Consider the following 16,008-nt stretch of genomic DNA (forward strand, 5'->3'; position numbering starts at 1 on the left):
GGGCGCGATGGGCCCCGCCCGGCCGGAGAGCCGCCGGTCACCCGCCCGCCACGGACATGTGTACGAGATGTCCGCCTCCGGGGGATCACACCCGGTAGCCTCTGACCGGCGCCGCACCACCGCGCACCGCGGCGCACCGAGTGGCGCACCGAGTCGAGGGAGAACGGCCGCAGATGGCTGACCGGATCACGGTCATCGGGTGGGACGGCACGCCGCTGACCGAGGCCGCCGGTGCGGCCCTCGCCGCGGCGACCCTGGTGGCCGGAGCCCCCTACCAACTGAGCGCCCTCCCGGTGCCGGACGCCGCCGAGCGGATCGCCCTCGGCGACATCCGGCAGGCCGCCCGCCGGATCGCCGAGCACCGCGGCGCCGCCGTCGTGGTCGCCGAGGGCGACCCGGGCTTCTTCGGCGTGGTGCGCACCCTGCGCCGCCCCGAGTACGGCCTCGAACTGGAGGTCCTGCCCGCCGTCTCCTCCGTCGCCACCGCCTTCGCCCGGGCCGGCATGCCCTGGGAGGACGCCCAGGTGGTCAGCGCGCACGGCGGCCGGCTGCGCCGCGCGGCCAACATCTGCCGGGCCCACCCCAAGGTCGCGGTGTTGACCGCCCCGGGCGCCGGGCCCGCCGAACTCGCCCTGATGCTGCGCGGGGTGCACCGGACCTTCGTGGTCTGCGAGGCCCTCGGGACCCCGGACGAGGACGTCACCGTCCTCACCTCCGACCGGATCGCCGACCACGTGTGGCGCGACCCCAACGTGGTGCTGGTGATCGGCGGCGGCGCCCAGGCCGCCGCGGTGGACCAGGCGGCCGGCTGGCCGGTCGCCCGGTCGGCTACCCCGGCGCGGAGCGCGGCTGGGCGCTCCCCGGTGATGCCTACGCGGGCGCCGGGCGCACGGGTGGTGGGACCGGCGCGTCGGAGGAGCTCCCCGCGCACGTACGCGCCCTGGTGCTGGCCCGTCTGGGTGCACGTCCCGGGGACCTGGTCTGGTCGGTCGGCGCGGGCAGCGGCGCCCTCGCGGTGGAGGCGGCCCGGTTCGGCGCCGCCGTGGTCGCGGTCGAGGGCTCCCGTTCGGCCTGCGCCCGGCTGGCCGTCAACGCCCGCCGGTACGGCGTCGAGGTGGAGGCCGTGTACGGCAGCGGTCCCGAGGTGCTGGGCGGCCTGCCGGAGCCGGACGCGGCGGTGGTGGAGTCCGGCGGACCGGAGGTGGTGCGCGCGGTGCTGGCCCGCAAGCCGGCGCGCTTCGTCGCCCTGGCCCGGACCTTCGCCGAGGCGGAGGAGATCCGCCGGGCGATCGACGGGGCCGGCTACCGGGCGGACGGCGCGCTGCTCCAGTCGACCCCGCTGCGGTCCGCGGGCGAGGGCGGCGGGCTGGAACTGGGGGCGGGCGGCACCGGCGCACTGGTGCTCTGGGGTGAGCAGATCGTGTGAAGGCCTCGGGCGCGCGCCGGGGCGCGGCGGTCGCGCGGGCGGTGGTCCGCGCACGGCGCGGACGGTGATCCAGGTCGCATCCGGACACTGATTCGAGAGGTGACCGCGCCGGGCCGGTAGTGTGACGTCCTGGGCGGCTGCAGCGGTCGGCGACCCACCCGATTCGGTCGGTTTGTCACCTTTTTGACGTGGTGCAGGCCGGTTCCGCTCGGAGTGTGGGCAATTCGACGAGCTTCGTGCCGGACCTGGAGAATGCCGTAGGGTCCGGTGCGGTCGTGCCGGTTGCTCCGGGTTGTCGTTGTTTCAGACGATGCGTCGCCCCGTGCGGGCGGTGCGCCGGGCCGGGGTGCCGCAGCGCGCCGGAAGGACTTGGGCCGCAGCGCTACGGCGCGGCGGCCGCGTGTGGTTGAGGGGCGGGTCGGTGCAGGCCCGGCCCGTGCGGATGGGCGCTGCGATCGGTGATCGTGTCGCCAAGGGCGCGGCAGCGGCCTGGAAGGAGCTTTGACAATGACCGATGGCGGCCACGTCCCGGGCGAGGGACTGCCGGAGCACCTGCACGCCGGGCCTGACCCGCTCGGCGGACCGGAGGGCGTCGCGGGCGTTGCACCTCTGCAGGGCGTCGCGACGGACGGCGGAATGATCCCGAACCCGGCGGCCCCGGTCGGCGGCATGCCCGGCGCGATGCCGGGCATGGGCACCATCCCGCCGCAGGGACAGCCCGGCTACGCCGTCCCCGGCGTGCCGGCGCCCGGTCTCCCCGGCGAGGGGTGGGGCGTCGACCAGGGCGCCCCGCGCCCGGCCTTCCACTTCCTCGACCAGCCCGACTCGCCGGACGGCCTGGACGACGATGACGACGTGCTGCTGATGCCCGGCCCGCAGGGTTCCTGGGGCGAGCCGATGGCGGCCGTCCCCGCCGAGCAGATGCCGCTCGCGCCGCAGCAGGACGGCACCCCGGTCGAGCCGTCCTGGCCGCCGGTGGACCCGCCGGTGCTCGGCGCCGAGCAGGTCCAGCAGCAGCCCGTCCAGATGCAGCAGCAGATGCAGCAGCCGATGACGCAGGCTCAGCCGCCGCGCCGCCCGCTGCACGCCGGGCCGCCGATCCCGGACCCGTCGCTGATGACCGGTCAGGTCCCGGTCCGTTCGCTGGCCGACCGCGGCCCGTCGCAGGGCGGCACGCCCGCGCACGGCATCCCGGTCGTCGGCCGGCCGCCGATGGCCGAGGCCGCCTTCCAGGCTCCGGGCGCCGTGCCGCACGCTGCTCCGGCGGCGCCGGTGCCGCCGGTCGTTCCGCTGGTCCCGGGTGCTCCGGTGGCGGACGGTCAGCAGCCGCCGCTCGCCCCGGACGTCCAGCAGCCGCTCCAGGTGCCGCTGGACTCGCAGTCGGTCGAGGGCGTGTTCGCCGTCGAGACGGTCGGGGCGATCGAGGTGATCGAGGTCGTCGAGACGCCGGAGGCCGTTCAGGCCGCCCCGGTCGTCGAGGGTGCCCAGGTCGCGCAGGCCGTGGCGGCGCCCGAGGCCGTCGTGGCGGCCGTGGCCGTCGCGCCGCAGGCCGTCGTGGTCGAGCCGGTCGCCGAGCAGGCCCAGGCCGAGGCCGCCGTCGCTGCGGCCGCCGTCGAGTCCGTCGCGGTCGAGTCGGTGATGGTGGAGCCGGTCGCCGCCGAGTCCGCCGCCGTCCAGTCCGTCGAGGGTGCCGTCGAGCAGGCCGGGGCCGAGGCCGCGGCTCCGGCCGGTCAGCCGCGCCGGATCTCCGCCTTCCTCGCCGCACCCACCCCGCACGGCCTGCCCAAGGTCGAGGCGGCCCAGGGTCCGGCGGTCGAGGAGGCGGCCCCGCAGCAGTCCGTGCCCATAGTGGCCGCCGACGCGCCGCAGGCCGTCGAAGGCGGCGAGGCCGTCCAGGCCGCTCCCGTCGCCGAGCCCGCCCAGGGCGCGGAGGCCGCCGAGGCCGTCGCGCCGCAGGCCGTCGAGGCCGCTGTGGTCGCGCCGGAGGCCGTCGCCGAGCCGGTCGCCGAGACCGCCGCGGGCACCGGTGAGATGCCGTCCGGGCAGGCCGTCAGCGAGGTCGGCGCCGAGACCGTCACCGAGGCCGGCGCCGTGGTCGTCACCGAGGCCGTCAACGAAACTGCCGCCGAGGCCGAGCAGCCGCAGCAGCAGGAGGCCGCGCCGGCCCAGGCCCCGGCCCAGGCCCCGGCCGAGACGCAGGCCGGGACTCCGGTGGAGGCCCCTGCCGAGCCGGTCGCCGAGCAGGCCCAGGTGCCGGCCGAGGCTCCCGCCGAGGGTGTCACCGAGCAGGTCCAGGCCGAGGCCGCGGGCGACACCGCAGCCGCGACCACCGCCGAGCCCGCCACCGCGGAGTCCGCCACCGCCGAGTCCGCCACCGCCGAGTCCGCCGCCGCGGGCGAGGCGGCGCAGCCCGCCGAAGCCGCCGCGCAGGAGCCGGAGCAGCAGCCCGTCGCCGAGGCCGCCGAGGCCGCTGCGGTCGCGCCGGAGGCCGTCGCCGAGCAGGCCCAGGCCGCCGCCGAGCCCGTCGCCGAGCAGGCCCAGGCCCCGGCCGAGGCGCCCGCCGACGCAGCCGTCGAGACCGTCGAGACCGTCGAGCAGGCCCCCGAGACCGCCGTCACCGAGGAACCGCAGGCCGAGCAGCCGGTCGCCGTCGACCAGCCCGCCGACCAGCCCGCCGCGGCGGAGCAGGCCGCCGCCGAGCAGCCCGCCGCCGAGGAGCCGCAGCCCGAGGAGCCCGCCGAGCCGCGCGGCCCGGCCGCCCCGGGCTACGACGAGGCCGGTCGCGACGCCGTCCACCAGGTGATCCGCGAGCGCCGCGACATCCGCAACGGCTTCCGCTCGGACCCGATCCCGCACGAGGTGCTGATCCGCGTCCTGGAGGCCGCGCACACCGCGCCCAGCGTCGGCTACTCGCAGCCCTGGGACTTCGTGGTGATCCGCTCGCGCAAGACCCGCAAGAAGATGCACGCCCTGGCCGAGCGCCAGCGCGAGGCGTACGCGGACTCGCTGCCCAAGGGCCGGGCCAAGCAGTTCAAGGAAATCAAGATCGAGGCCATCCTCGAAACCCCGGTCAACATCGTGGTGACCGCCGACCGCACCCGCGGCGGCCGGCACACCCTCGGCCGGCACAGCCAGCCCCAGATGGCCCCGTACTCGGCCGCCCTGGCCGTCGAGAACCTCTGGCTGGCCGCCCGCGCCGAGGGACTGGGCGTCGGCTGGGTGAGCTTCTTCGACGACGAGGAGCTGGTCCGCGAGCTCGGCCTGCCCGAGCACCTGGAGGTCGTGGCCTATCTGTGCGTCGGCTTCGTCGACTCCTTCCCGGACGAGCCCGAGCTGGAGCAGCAGGGCTGGGCCAAGAAGCGCCCGCTGTCCTGGGTCGTCCACGAGGAGCAGTACGGCAACCGCGCGCTGCCGGGCGAGGCGCCGCAGAGCCTGCTCGCCGAGACCCTGCGCGGCATCCGCCCGCTGGACGCCAAGGCGCTCGGCGAGGCCTGGGACCGCCAGAAGCGGATGACCAAGCCGGCCGGTTCGCTCGGCATGCTGGAGATCATCTCCGCCCAGCTGTGCGGCCTGTCCCGCAAGTGCCCGCCGCCGATCCCGGAGCCCGCCTGCGTGGCGATCTTCGCCGGTGACCACGGCGTGCACGCCCAGGGTGTCAGCCCCTGGCCGCAGGAGGTGACCGCCCAGATGGTCGGCAACTTCCTGGCCGGGGGAGCGGTGATCAACTCCTTCGCGAAGCAGATCGGCACCGAGGTCTGCGTGGTCGACGTCGGCGTGGCCGCCGAGCTGCCGGAGGCCGTCCAGCAGGGCCGCGCCACCGGCCTGCTGCCGCGCAAGGTCCGCCCCGGCACCGCCGACATGACCCAGGGCCCGGCGATGACCCGCGAGGAGGTCCTCCAGGCCGTCGAGGTCGGCATCGAGACCGCCCGTGACCTGGTCGCGGCGGGCAACAAGGCGCTGGTCACCGGCGACATGGGCATCGCCAACACCACCGCCTCGGCCGCCCTGATCTCGGTGTTCACCGGCCTCGACCCGGCCGAGGTCACCGGCCGCGGCACCGGCATCGACGACGAGACCCACGCCCGCAAGATCGAGGTCATCCGCGCCGCGCTGGCCCTCCACCAGCCCGACCCGAGCGACCCGATCGGTGTCCTCGCCGCCGTCGGCGGCCTGGAGCACGCGGCCATCGCCGGTTTCCTGCTGGGCGCGGCCTCGCTGCGCACCCCGGTGGTGCTGGACGGTGTCATCGCCGGTTCGGCCGCCCTGGCCGCCAAGGCGATCGCTCCCGAGGTGCTGGCCGCCTGCATCGCCGGGCACCGCTCCGCCGAGCCCGGGCACCAGGCCGCGCTGGCGAAGCTCGGTCTGCGTCCGCTGATCGACCTGGACCTGCGGCTCGGCGAGGGCACCGGTGCCCTGCTGGCCCTGCCGCTGGTGCAGAGCGCGGCCCGGGCGATGCACGATGTAGCCACCTTCGACTCCGCCGGGGTCACCGAGAAGGCCTGACGCACACTCGCACCGCTCCGCGGACCGGCCCGAGGGCGCGCCGGCCCGCGGAGCGGCGTCTCGCCGTACCGTCCCCACACCCTCACCCCGATCAGGAGCCCCGCCGATGACCGCGCCCACCCCGCACCCGAGCACCGAGGGCCGAACCCCCTACCCGGTCGGCCTGCTGCTGGCCGGCCGCCGCGTCGTCGTGGTCGGTGGCGGCCAGGTCGCCCAGCGGCGGCTGCCGGCACTGATCGCCACGGGGGCCGAGCTGCACCTGATATCGCCGGCCACCACCCCGGCCGTCCAGGCGATGGCCGACGCCGGCGAGCTCACCTGGCACGCCCGCCCGTACCGGGACGGCGACCTGGCCGACGCCTGGTACGTCCTGGTCGCCACCGACGACCCTGCCGTCAACGCGGCGGTCAGCGCCGAGGCCGAGCGCGGCCGGGTGTTCTGCTCCCGCAGCGACGACGCCTCCGCCGCCACCGCCTGGACCCCGGCCAGCGGCCGCGACGCGGGCGCCACCGTGGCCGTCCTCACCGGCGACCCGCGCCACTCCGCCGCCCTGCGCGACGCCATCGTGGACGGCCTGCGGGACGGCTCGCTGGCCGCCCGCCAGTACCGCTCGCACGGCGCCGGCGTCGCCCTGGTCGGCGGCGGCCCCGGCGACCCGGACCTGATCACCGTGCGCGGCCGCCGCCTGCTCGCGGACGCCGACGTGGTGGTCACCGACCGCCTCGCCCCGCGCGAACTGCTCGCAGAGCTGCCCGAGCACGTCGAGGTGATCGACGCCTCCAAGATCCCGTACGGCCGGTTCATGGCCCAGGAGGCGATCAACCGGACCCTCATCGAGCACGCCGAGGCCGGAAAGTTCGTCGTCCGCCTCAAGGGCGGCGACCCGTACGTCTTCGGACGCGGCGGCGAGGAGCTGCTGGCCTGCGCCGAGGCGGGCCTGCCGGTCACCGTCGTGCCCGGGATCTCCAGCTCGATCAGCGTCCCCGCCGCAGCGGGCGTCCCGGTCACCCACCGCGGCATGACCCACGAGTTCACCGTGATCTCCGGCCACGTCGGCCCGGACGACGAGCGCTCCCTCACCAACTGGGAGGCCGCCGCGAAGATGAGCGGCACCCTGGTGCTGCTGATGGCCGTGGACAAGATCGGCGCGATCGCCGCCCGGCTGGTCGAGTACGGCCGCCCGGCGGACACCCCGGTCGCGATCGTCCAGGAGGGCACCACCGCCGCCCAGCGCCGGGTCGACGCCACCCTGGGCACCGTCGCCGCCGTGGTCGAGGCCGAGGGCGTCAAGCCCCCGGCGGTCATCGTCGTCGGCGACGTCGTCAACGTCCTGGCCGCCGCCTTCCCGCGGTAGGCCCGTCCCCGGAGTGCCCGGCCCGCGGAGTGGGAAGTCGGCCCGGCCGACTTCCTACTCCAGCGGCTGCTCCGTCCAGATGACCTTCCCGGTCGCCGTGTAGCGCGTCCCCCAGCGGTCCGCGAACTGGGCGACCAGGAACAGCCCGCGCCCGCCCTCGTCCTCGGTCGCCGCGTACCGCAGGTGCGGCGAGGTGCTGCTGCCGTCCGACACCTCGCAGATCAGCGCACGGTCCCGGAGCAACCGCACCCGGATCGGTCCCGAGCCGTAGCGGATCGCGTTGGTCACCAGCTCGCTCAGGATCAGCTCGGTGACGAACGCGGCCTCGTCCAGCCCCCAGGCCTCCAGCCGCCGGGCCACCGCGCCCCGCACGGCACCCACCGCGGCCGGGTCGGACGGCACGTCCCACTCCGCCACGTGGTCCGAGGCCAGCACCCTGGTCTGCGCCACCAACAGCGCGATGTCGTCCTGCGGGTGCGAGGGCAGCATCGCCCCGAGCACGTCCGCGCAGGTCTGCTCGGCGGTGCGCGGCGGGCCGGTCAGCGCCGTCCGCAGCAGGTCCAGTCCCTCGTCGATGTCCCGGCTGCGGTCCTCGACCAGCCCGTCCGTGTACAGCACCAGCCGGCTGCCCTCCGCCAGCTCCAGCTCGGCGGTCTCGAACGGCAGCACCGCCAGCCCGAGCGGCGGCCCGGTCGGCAGCTCCGGGAACACCACCCGGCCCTGCGGGTCCACCACGGCAGGCGGCGGGTGCCCGGCGGTGGCCAGCGTGCACCGCCGCGACACCGGATCGTAGATGGCATACAGACAGGTCGCCCCGGTCAGCCCCGCGTGCTCCCCGCTCGCCGCCTCGTCCTGGTCGATCCGGTTCACCAGCTCGTCCAGGTGCCCCAGCAGCTCGTCCGGCGGCAGGTCCAGGGTCGAGAAGTTGTGGATCGCGGTGCGCAGCCGGCCCATCGTCGCCGCCGCGTGCAGCCCGTGCCCCACCACGTCCCCGACCACCAGGGCCACCCGGGCGCCCGGCAGCGGGATCACGTCGAACCAGTCCCCGCCGACCCCCGCCTGGGCCGGCAGGTAGCGGTGCGCCACCTCCAGCGCGTTCTGGGCCGGCAGGGTGCGCGGCAGCAGGCTGTGCTGCAGCGTCACCGCCATCGCGTGCTCCCGGGTGTAGCGCCGGGCGTTGTCGATGCACACCGCCGCGTGCGACACCAGCTCCTCGGCCAGCGCCAGGTCGTCCGTCTCGAACGCCTCCGCCCGCTGCGCCCGCCAGAACCGGACCACCCCCAGCAGCACCCCGCGCGCCCGCAGCGGCACCCGGACCAGCGAGTGCACCCCGTACTCCAGCACCTGCGCCGACCGCTCCGGGTCCTGGTCCCGCCACCGCCGGGCCTCCGCCAGGTTCGGCTCCAGGCCCGGCTCCCCGCTGTGCAGCGCCCCGGCCAGCGGGGTCGCGGGCACGACGTCCAGCACCGTGCCGACCGGGTAGAACGGCGCGTCGTCCCGGACGCCCTGCACCGCCGCCCGCCGCATCCGCCCCAGCGAGGTGCCGGCCGGCGGCTCCTCGCCCACCAGGACCTGCTCCGCGAGGTCCACCGTGACGAAGTCCGCGAACCGCGGCACCGCGACCTGCGCCAGCTCCTCCGCCGTCCGCGTCACGTCCAGCGTGCTGCCCACCGTCACGCCGGCGTCGTACAGCAGCCGCAGCCGCCGCTGCGCGCGCTCGGCCCGGCCGGACAGCGCCAGCAGCTCGGTCGAGTCGCGCAGCGTGGCGACGCAGCCGGGCGGGCCGTCGGGGGCCTGGTCGGTCAGCCGGACGTTGACCGCCAGCAGCCGCTCCCCGGCCAGCACCACCTGGTCGGTCACCTGGCGGTTGGCCGTCAACAGCGCCAGCGGGGCCTGCTCCAGACCCAGCTCCGTCACCGGACGGCCCTCGGCGTCCGGTGGCAGGTCCAGCAGCCGGCGCGCCTCGTCGTTGCAGAGCAGCAGCCGCCCGTCCCCGCCGACGATCATGACGCCCTCGCGCACCGCGTGCAGCACGGCTGCGTGGTGCTCGTACATCCGGGTCATCTCGATCGGGCCCAGCCCGCGCGTCTGCCGCCGCAGCCGACGGCTGATCAGCGCCGTCCCGAGGGTGGCCAGGCCGATCGCGCCGGCCGCCGCGCCCAGCACCACCGGCAGCTGACGCTCGCTCGCCGTGCTGACGTTCGCCAGCGTGACGCCCGCCGAGACCAGCCCGACCACCTGGCCGTCCGGCGCGTACACCGGGACCACCGCCTGCACCAGCGGGCCGAGCGTGCCCGTGACGTGTTCGGTCACCACCTGGCCTTGCAGCGCGGGCTCGTAGTCGCCGACGAACTTCTGGCCGATCCGGGCCGGGTTCGGGTGGGTGTAGCGGATGCCCTGGTTGTTCAGGACGACGATGAAGTCCACGCCCGAGCCGACCCGCGCGGACTGCGCCTTCGGCTGGAGGATCGCGGTCGGATCGGGGGAGCGGAGCGCCTCGACCATGCCCGGCGAGTTCGCGAAGGTCTGGGCGACCGCCACCGACCGGTTCCGCGCCTCGTTGTCGGCGTCCCTGTGCGACTGCACCACAAGCGCCACCACGGCGGCCGCCACCAGGAGCAGCACGACCAGGATCTGCAGTGCGAACACCTGTCCCGCCAGTGACCGGTGCCACACCGGCCATCCCCGCATCGCGCGCGGCAGCTGTGGCCGACCGTGTGGGCGCCCACCGGAGGAGCCGGCGGAGCCAGTGGCGCCAGAGGCCGACGGAGCCCGGGATCGGCCCGGATAACGGGCCATACGGTCATATTTGCACTCCGACCAGCCGGGGACCACCCCGTCCGATCGGCCGTTTGGCCTTCCCCGCCCCGGCTTGGCAAGATCGCAGGGTGTCCGAACCCAGCACCATCACCGACCCGGCCGACCCCCGACTCGCCGACTACACCGGCCTCACCGACGTCGAACTGCGCCGTCGCCGCGAACCCGCCGAAGGCCTGTTCATCGCCGAGGGGGAGAAGGTCATCCGCCGGGCCCTCGCCGCCGGCTACCGGATGCGGTCGATGCTGCTCACGGCGAAGTGGCTGGACGTGATGGCCGACGTCATCGCCGAGGCGGACGCCCCCGTCCACGTGGTCGAGCCCGCGCTCGCCGAGGCCGTCACCGGCTACCACGTCCACCGCGGCGCCCTCGCCTCGATGGAGCGCAAGCCCCTCCCGGACGCCGCCGACGTGCTCGCCGGAGCCCGCCGGGTCGCGGTCCTGGAGGGCCTGGTCGACCACACCAACCTCGGCGCGGTGTTGCCTTTGGGTCTACGAGAACATGCCGTTCGGCGCGTCGCCGTGTTCGAGGATATCGTCGATCACGCCAACATGGGGGCGGCCTTCAGGAACGCAGCCGCCCTGGGCGTCGACGCGATCCTCCTCACCCCGCGCTGTGCCGATCCCCTCTATCGCCGGTCAGTGAAGGTGTCGATGGGTGCCGTCTTCCAGGTGCCGTGGACTCGCCTGGAGGCCTGGCCGAAGGACGTCGAGATCCTGCGTTCCGCGGGCTTCACGGTCGCGGCGCTGTGCCTGAGCGACCAGGCGATCACTCTCGATGAACTCGCTGCGCGGGACGACGAGAAGCTCGCCCTGGTCTTCGGCACGGAGGGCGATGGCCTCGCCGCTAAGACACTCGCTTCGGTCGACGAGCATGTCCGCATCCCGATGGATGCCGGCGTCGACTCGCTCAACGTCGCAGCAGCCTCGGCAGTGGCCTTTTACACGACCCGCCCGCGACGCGAGCCGGTCCGGTAACAAGGCTTGGCTCTTCCTCTTCGGCTACGAAGGCGAACAGGCAGCTGCCCGCCTTCGGCACTGCCGGAACGTTGACCGGGCCCGAACCGTTTGATCGGACGACTCGGAGGCGTGGCCGAGACCGCGTGCCACGCGATGAGCTCTGGCGGCGACTGCCGGGTCGGGACGGGTTTCGGGGATCTGGCGGGGTTCATGTGCACGCCCCCTAAACTGGTCAGTGTGCTGTGCCGTGGGTCCGTGGCGGGTGCGTCGGGCTTCGTCGGATGCGGTCACGAGGGTCCAGGTCAAGTTCCGAGTCGGGCGGGGGTACGAGGGCGCTGATGGAGCCGTTGGACAGCGATGTGGACCCGCTGGTGCTAGGCCCGTTCGAATTGCTGGCCGTCCTCGGCGAGGGGGGTATGGGGCGGGCATATCTCGCGAGGCGACTGCCCCTGGAGAACCTGGGCCCCGAACTGGAGGCCGGCTACTACCTGTCCGAGGGTGATGCCGACCGCGAGAACGCGCTCTCGGTGGTGAAGGTGATCAGCCCGAAGTACCTGCAGAACACGCAGCAGGACGAGGATGAGAAACGCGCCCGTTTCGCGCAGGAGATCGGCGCGGTGCGGGCGGTCGTCAGTGACAGGGTGCCGTCGCTGCTCGCCGCTGACCCGGAGGCCGCGCAGCCATGGCTGGCGATCGACTACGTGCACGGTCCGAACCTCAGCACCTTGATCAAGGAGAAGGGCGTCTTCTCCGTCGGCCCCTACGCCGCGCTGGGGCTTGCACTGGTGGACGCGCTGCGTGCCATCCATGGGGCGAAGCTGCTGCACCGGGACCTGAAGCCGGGCAACGTTGTCCTCGGCCCCACCGGTCCCGTCGTCCTCGACTTCGGCCTTGCGGTACTGGCAGACCGTCGCACCAGCCAGGCGTTGACCAAGACCGGGCTGGGGTTCGGCTCCGCCGGCTACATGCCGTTGGAACAGGCGATCGACCTGAAGCGGGTCAAGGAACCGGCTGACGTGTACGCCCTGGGGGCCACACTGTTCCATGCGGCCGCAGGCCGTCCGCCGTATCCGCACGGCCCTGTCCCGGTGTCACCGGTCTGGGACGACATCGACAGCACGTTCGTTCCATTGCTCGCCAAGATCATTGTGCATATTCCGGAGCAGCGGCCGACGCTCGACGGGGTGGAGCAGGGACTGCACGAGCTCCTCGTCCAGCACGGGCTGACACCCGAGGACGCGGATGCGCAGTTGCGCGAGGTGGTGGAGAGAGCGGGGCTCGCGCCGGAGCTGCCCCCCTCGGCGTTCGAGGGTGCCGCGAACGCCGAGGTGCAGGCGGCGGCGCAGCAGGCGGTGGACGCCGGAGCCGCGCCCGACGCGCCGTGGGTCGGCGGTGATGACCTCTTCGCGCAGCTGTTCACGCCGGAAGAGCTCGAACCGGTGGTGCTCGAACCGGCGCCTGAGCCCGAAGTAGCCTACTCACCCACGCTGGTCGATCCTGCGAACGCGGTCACAGTGCCCTTGGCACCTGCGGACCCGTCCCCAGGGAGGACGACGAAGATCCTCCCGATCGAAACGCCGGAAGCTGTCGGCGCTGCCCAGTTGCCGCCGAAGGCACCTGCGGCCGCGCTGCGCGTCGCCAGGTTCCTCCGTGAGGCGTATGCCCGTAGCCGCAACCTGTAGACGTTCGGCTCCGACCGCGGGCGAACGTCCGTGAAGCGAAGGGGCTGAAGCCCGCCACTCGCCCCGAACGGGTGGCACCAGATGAACACTGAAGATCACTTTGCCAGCACAGCGTCCGCACAGCGGCGCAATCGTTTTTCGAGAGGTCACCACGCGATGCCGGACGCAGCAGCCGTCTCACCCGACCCCGTCGGAGCAGCCGCACCGCTCGGTCTTGCCGTCGGCACCGTTGTCGAGGTGCGTGAGGAGGACTGGCTGGTCCGCAGCGTGAGCGAACCCAGGAAGGGCGAGTACCTGATCGAGGTGACCGGCGCCTCTGACCTGGTCCGAGGGCACGAGGCCCGGTTCCTCACCTCCCTGGACCAGCCTCGGGTACTGCGCCCTGAGGACACCCGACTGGTGACCGACACCTCGAAGGAGTTTCAGCGCAGCCGCCTCTTCCTCGAGGCGGTGATGCGCCGGACACCCCTGCCGCAGTCCGAGAAGGGCCTGGCGCTGACCGACGGCTTCCTGATCGACCGCATGGACTACCAGCTGCGCCCCGCCGAGAAGGCCTTGGCCAACCCGCTTCGGCCACGCCTGCTGATCGGCGACGTGGTGGGCCTCGGCAAGACCCTGGAGATCGGGGTGCTACTCGGTGAGCTGGTCCGGCGCGGGCGCGGTGAGCGGATCCTCGTGGTGACGCCGGCCCCGGTGCTGGAGCAGTTCCAGCACGAGATGTGGACCCGGTTCGCGCTGCCGCTCGTGCGTCTGGACAGCGCCGGAATCGCCCGTATCGAGCGGCGGGTGCCAGCTGGGCGCAACCCCTTCACCTACTACAAGCGCGTGATCGTTTCGATGGACACGATCAAGAACCCGAAGCGCTACAAGCCCTGGTTGGAGAACGTCCACTGGGACGCCGTCGTCATCGACGAGTCGCACAATCTCATCGGGGAGAGCAGCGAGCGCCGGGCGCTCGCCAATCTCCTGGCAGAGCACACCGACGCGCTGATCCTGGCCAGCGCAACGCCCCACAACGGCAAGGTGCGGTCGTTCGCCGGCCTCGTCCGATTGCTCGACCCGATGGCCATCAAGGACGTCAACGATCCCAAGCCGGACGAGCTGAGCCACCTCTATATCCGCCGTACCAAGACCAGCCGTGAGGTGGCGCGGGTACTTGCCACGAAGACCGAGGTCAAGGACGGAAAGACCGTCGAGGTCGTGAAGTGGGCGGCGCGGGGCGATTCGCGCCCGGTGCCGCTGAATGCGACGGATCTGGAGGAGCAGGTCTTCGCGGAACTCGCTTCGTTCTGGCTGCGACGCCCGGGCGAAGCGGGCAGTGGCGGAGCCGAATCGCGCAGCGACGAGAACAGGCTGTTCCCGTATGTGCTGCTCAAGTCGTTCCTGTCCTCGCACCGTGCGTTGTTCGCGACCACACGGACACGACTGGCGAAACTGGGCCACAAGCTGCCGCAGGGCCACCAGAACATCACCGACCCGGCGTCTGCCGACCCGGCGTCGTCCACCCCGGAGGTAGCCTCCCTGCTGCGCCTGGCCCGTCTGGCTCATGAGATCGAGCAGGCCGTCGGCAACGAAGGACAGTACGGGGCGGCGAAACTCGCCGGACTGGTGGGGGAGCTTCGGGAGATCGGCGTCAGGCCCGGCAGTGGGGCACGGGCGGTGGTGTTCTCCGAACGCCGCGAGACCCTCGACTGGCTCGGGGCGATCCTCCCGCCGCTGCTCGGCTGGAAGACCGAGGAGAGCGGCAGGAACGCGGTCAAGGTGCTGCACAGCCTGGTGCCCGACACCGAACAGCAGGAGTACGTGGACGAGTTCGCACGGGCGGGCAGCGATGTGAGGTTGCTGCTGACCGGTGATGGGGCTTCCGAGGGTGTGAACCTGCACCGCCAGTGCCACCACCTGATCCACTGGGACCTGCCCTGGAGCCTGATCCGGGTCGAGCAGCGCAACGGCCGCATCGACCGCTACGGACAGCAGCACCCGCCGGAGTTCCGCGCGATGATCCTCGTCTCCGGTGTCGAGGGCGCCTTGGACGATCGGGACGTTGCGCAACGCGTTCTCGACCGCGAGAAGGCCGTGCACAAGACGCTCGGCACCGTGGAAGCCGTCAGCCGAGAACACGATGCCGACAAGGAGGAGAGGCGGCTGATGGAATCGCTCCTCGCAGGCCGTCGGCCCGAGGATGCGGTCCGAGACCTGGAGGTCGGGGCTGTGCTCGATGTGGCCGAGGTGCCCGTCGAGCAGGCGTTGATGGCCGAGTACGACGATGGCCCGATCGGGATGGGTTTTCTCGATCTGCTCGACGCCGAGGGGGATGTCGAACCCGACGGAGAACCGGCGGAGGACCCCTCCGCCGCGCCGGCCCTGGTGGAGGAACTGCGCCTCTTCTCCTCCCGGCGCGAGTACGTTCTGACCGCGCTCGAGGAGCTCGAAGACCTGGAACCCTTCCGGCTGAAGACCGTTGTCGACGGAAACGACCTGAGCTTCGACACCCCGGAGGACCTGGCCGACCGCCTCTTCGTCCTGCCCGATTCCTACCGCCGCGATCAGGGCATCGACCGGCGCCTGAACCTCACCTTCGATGCCGCGGATGCGGCCGACTCGCTGCGCCGCGCCCGCGAGGACTCCCACTCCAACTCCCTGTGGCCGGACTCCCACTATGTTGGCGAGCTCCACCCCGTCCTGGAATGGATCACCGACAAGGTGCTGGTCCAGATCGGCCGCCAGAGCGCCCCCGTAGTGCAGGTGGACGCCGGGAAGGTGCCGGATCCGGTCTTCCTGACCCAGGGGCTGTGGTCCAACGCCGAAGGGCGCCCAACCGTCGTTGCCTGGCTCGCCGTCGACCGGCTGACGCAGGACCGTCCGCGAATCCGCCCGCTGACGCGCGAACTGCTCGCCGAGCTCGGTGTCGGGCCCGGCATGGACGACCACTTCGCGCCGGGCGATCGTGACGCGCTCAAGGAGCTGCTTCCGGCGGCTGTCGCCGCGACCCGCCGTGAACTGTACGAGCTGCGCAAGATCAGCGACGAGCTGGTGGACGCCCCGCTGCGTGAGTACGAGAGGAAGATCGAGCACTGGCAGCAGACCCTGCCGGGGCTCGGCGCCCTCACGCGCAGCGAACGCGACGAGACCGCCGACCAGCTGCGCAGGTGCACTGAGCGGCTGAAGACGGCAGGCAGGCCCATGGTGCGCGTCCTGGCCGTTCTGGAGCCGAGCGCATGAGCGACAACGACGTTATGAGCAAGCGCAGTAGTGGGCAGGAGAAGC

Annotated in this window: 6 protein-coding genes and 1 pseudogene; 6 read left to right on the top strand and 1 reads right to left on the bottom strand. The window is 73.2% G+C overall.

Annotated features, from left to right (window positions below; translation table 11 throughout):
* The first annotated feature begins 173 nt into the window (after positions 1-173).
* The 3 genes and pseudogenes from cbiE to cobA all read left to right on the top strand — a co-directional run bounded on the left by cbiE (position 174) and on the right by cobA (position 7,283).
* Positions 174-1,426: pseudogene (gene cbiE / locus ACIGG8_RS15710) on the top strand (precorrin-6y C5,15-methyltransferase (decarboxylating) subunit CbiE).
* A 507-nt stretch (positions 1,427-1,933) separates the two neighbouring features.
* A complete protein-coding gene (cobT, locus tag ACIGG8_RS15715; protein WP_396548383.1) occupies positions 1,934-5,929 on the top strand; it encodes a nicotinate-nucleotide--dimethylbenzimidazole phosphoribosyltransferase in 3,996 nt (1,331 codons plus the stop codon).
* A gap of 106 nt (positions 5,930-6,035) precedes the next feature.
* The gene (gene cobA / locus ACIGG8_RS15720) at positions 6,036-7,283 is read left to right on the top strand and encodes a uroporphyrinogen-III C-methyltransferase (protein WP_396548384.1); all 1,248 of its coding nucleotides are present in this window, start codon (positions 6,036-6,038) and stop codon (positions 7,281-7,283) included.
* 54 nt (positions 7,284-7,337) lie between these two features.
* On the opposite strand, the gene ACIGG8_RS15725 is transcribed toward cobA, so the two are convergent.
* Entirely contained in the window at positions 7,338-10,082 is a 2,745-nt protein-coding gene (locus ACIGG8_RS15725; protein WP_396548385.1) for a SpoIIE family protein phosphatase, read from the bottom strand.
* A gap of 89 nt (positions 10,083-10,171) precedes the next feature.
* On the opposite strand from ACIGG8_RS15725, the gene ACIGG8_RS15730 reads away from it, so the two are divergent.
* The 3 genes from ACIGG8_RS15730 to ACIGG8_RS15740 all read left to right on the top strand — a co-directional run bounded on the left by ACIGG8_RS15730 (position 10,172) and on the right by ACIGG8_RS15740 (position 15,963).
* Complete coding sequence (locus ACIGG8_RS15730) at positions 10,172-11,077, top strand: TrmH family RNA methyltransferase (protein ID WP_396548473.1); 906 nt, start codon at positions 10,172-10,174, stop codon at positions 11,075-11,077.
* A gap of 320 nt (positions 11,078-11,397) precedes the next feature.
* Positions 11,398-12,741: a protein kinase gene (locus ACIGG8_RS15735; RefSeq protein WP_396548386.1), complete on the top strand. Its 1,344-nt coding sequence runs from the start codon at positions 11,398-11,400 to the stop codon at positions 12,739-12,741.
* An 81-nt stretch (positions 12,742-12,822) separates the two neighbouring features.
* Positions 12,823-15,963, top strand: a complete 3,141-nt coding sequence (locus ACIGG8_RS15740) for an SNF2-related protein (RefSeq protein WP_396548387.1) — start codon at positions 12,823-12,825, stop codon at positions 15,961-15,963.
* Positions 15,964-16,008: the final 45 nt, after the last annotated feature.

The sequence above is a fragment of the Kitasatospora sp. NPDC085464 genome, assembly GCF_044541955.1.
Classification (GTDB): Bacteria; Actinomycetota; Actinomycetes; order Streptomycetales; family Streptomycetaceae; genus Kitasatospora.

Excerpts from the sequence above, each read along its gene's own strand:
- ACIGG8_RS15735 (WP_396548386.1), top strand. The coding sequence starts at position 11,398 with ATGGAGCCGTTGGACAGCGATGTGGACCCGCTGGTGCTAGGCCCGTTC.
- cobA (WP_396548384.1), top strand. The coding sequence starts at position 6,036 with ATGACCGCGCCCACCCCGCACCCGAGCACCGAGGGCCGAACCCCCTAC.
- ACIGG8_RS15725 (WP_396548385.1), bottom strand. The coding sequence starts at position 10,082 with ATGGCCCGTTATCCGGGCCGATCCCGGGCTCCGTCGGCCTCTGGCGCC.
- ACIGG8_RS15740 (WP_396548387.1), top strand. The coding sequence starts at position 12,823 with ATGAACACTGAAGATCACTTTGCCAGCACAGCGTCCGCACAGCGGCGC.
- cobT (WP_396548383.1), top strand. The coding sequence starts at position 1,934 with ATGACCGATGGCGGCCACGTCCCGGGCGAGGGACTGCCGGAGCACCTG.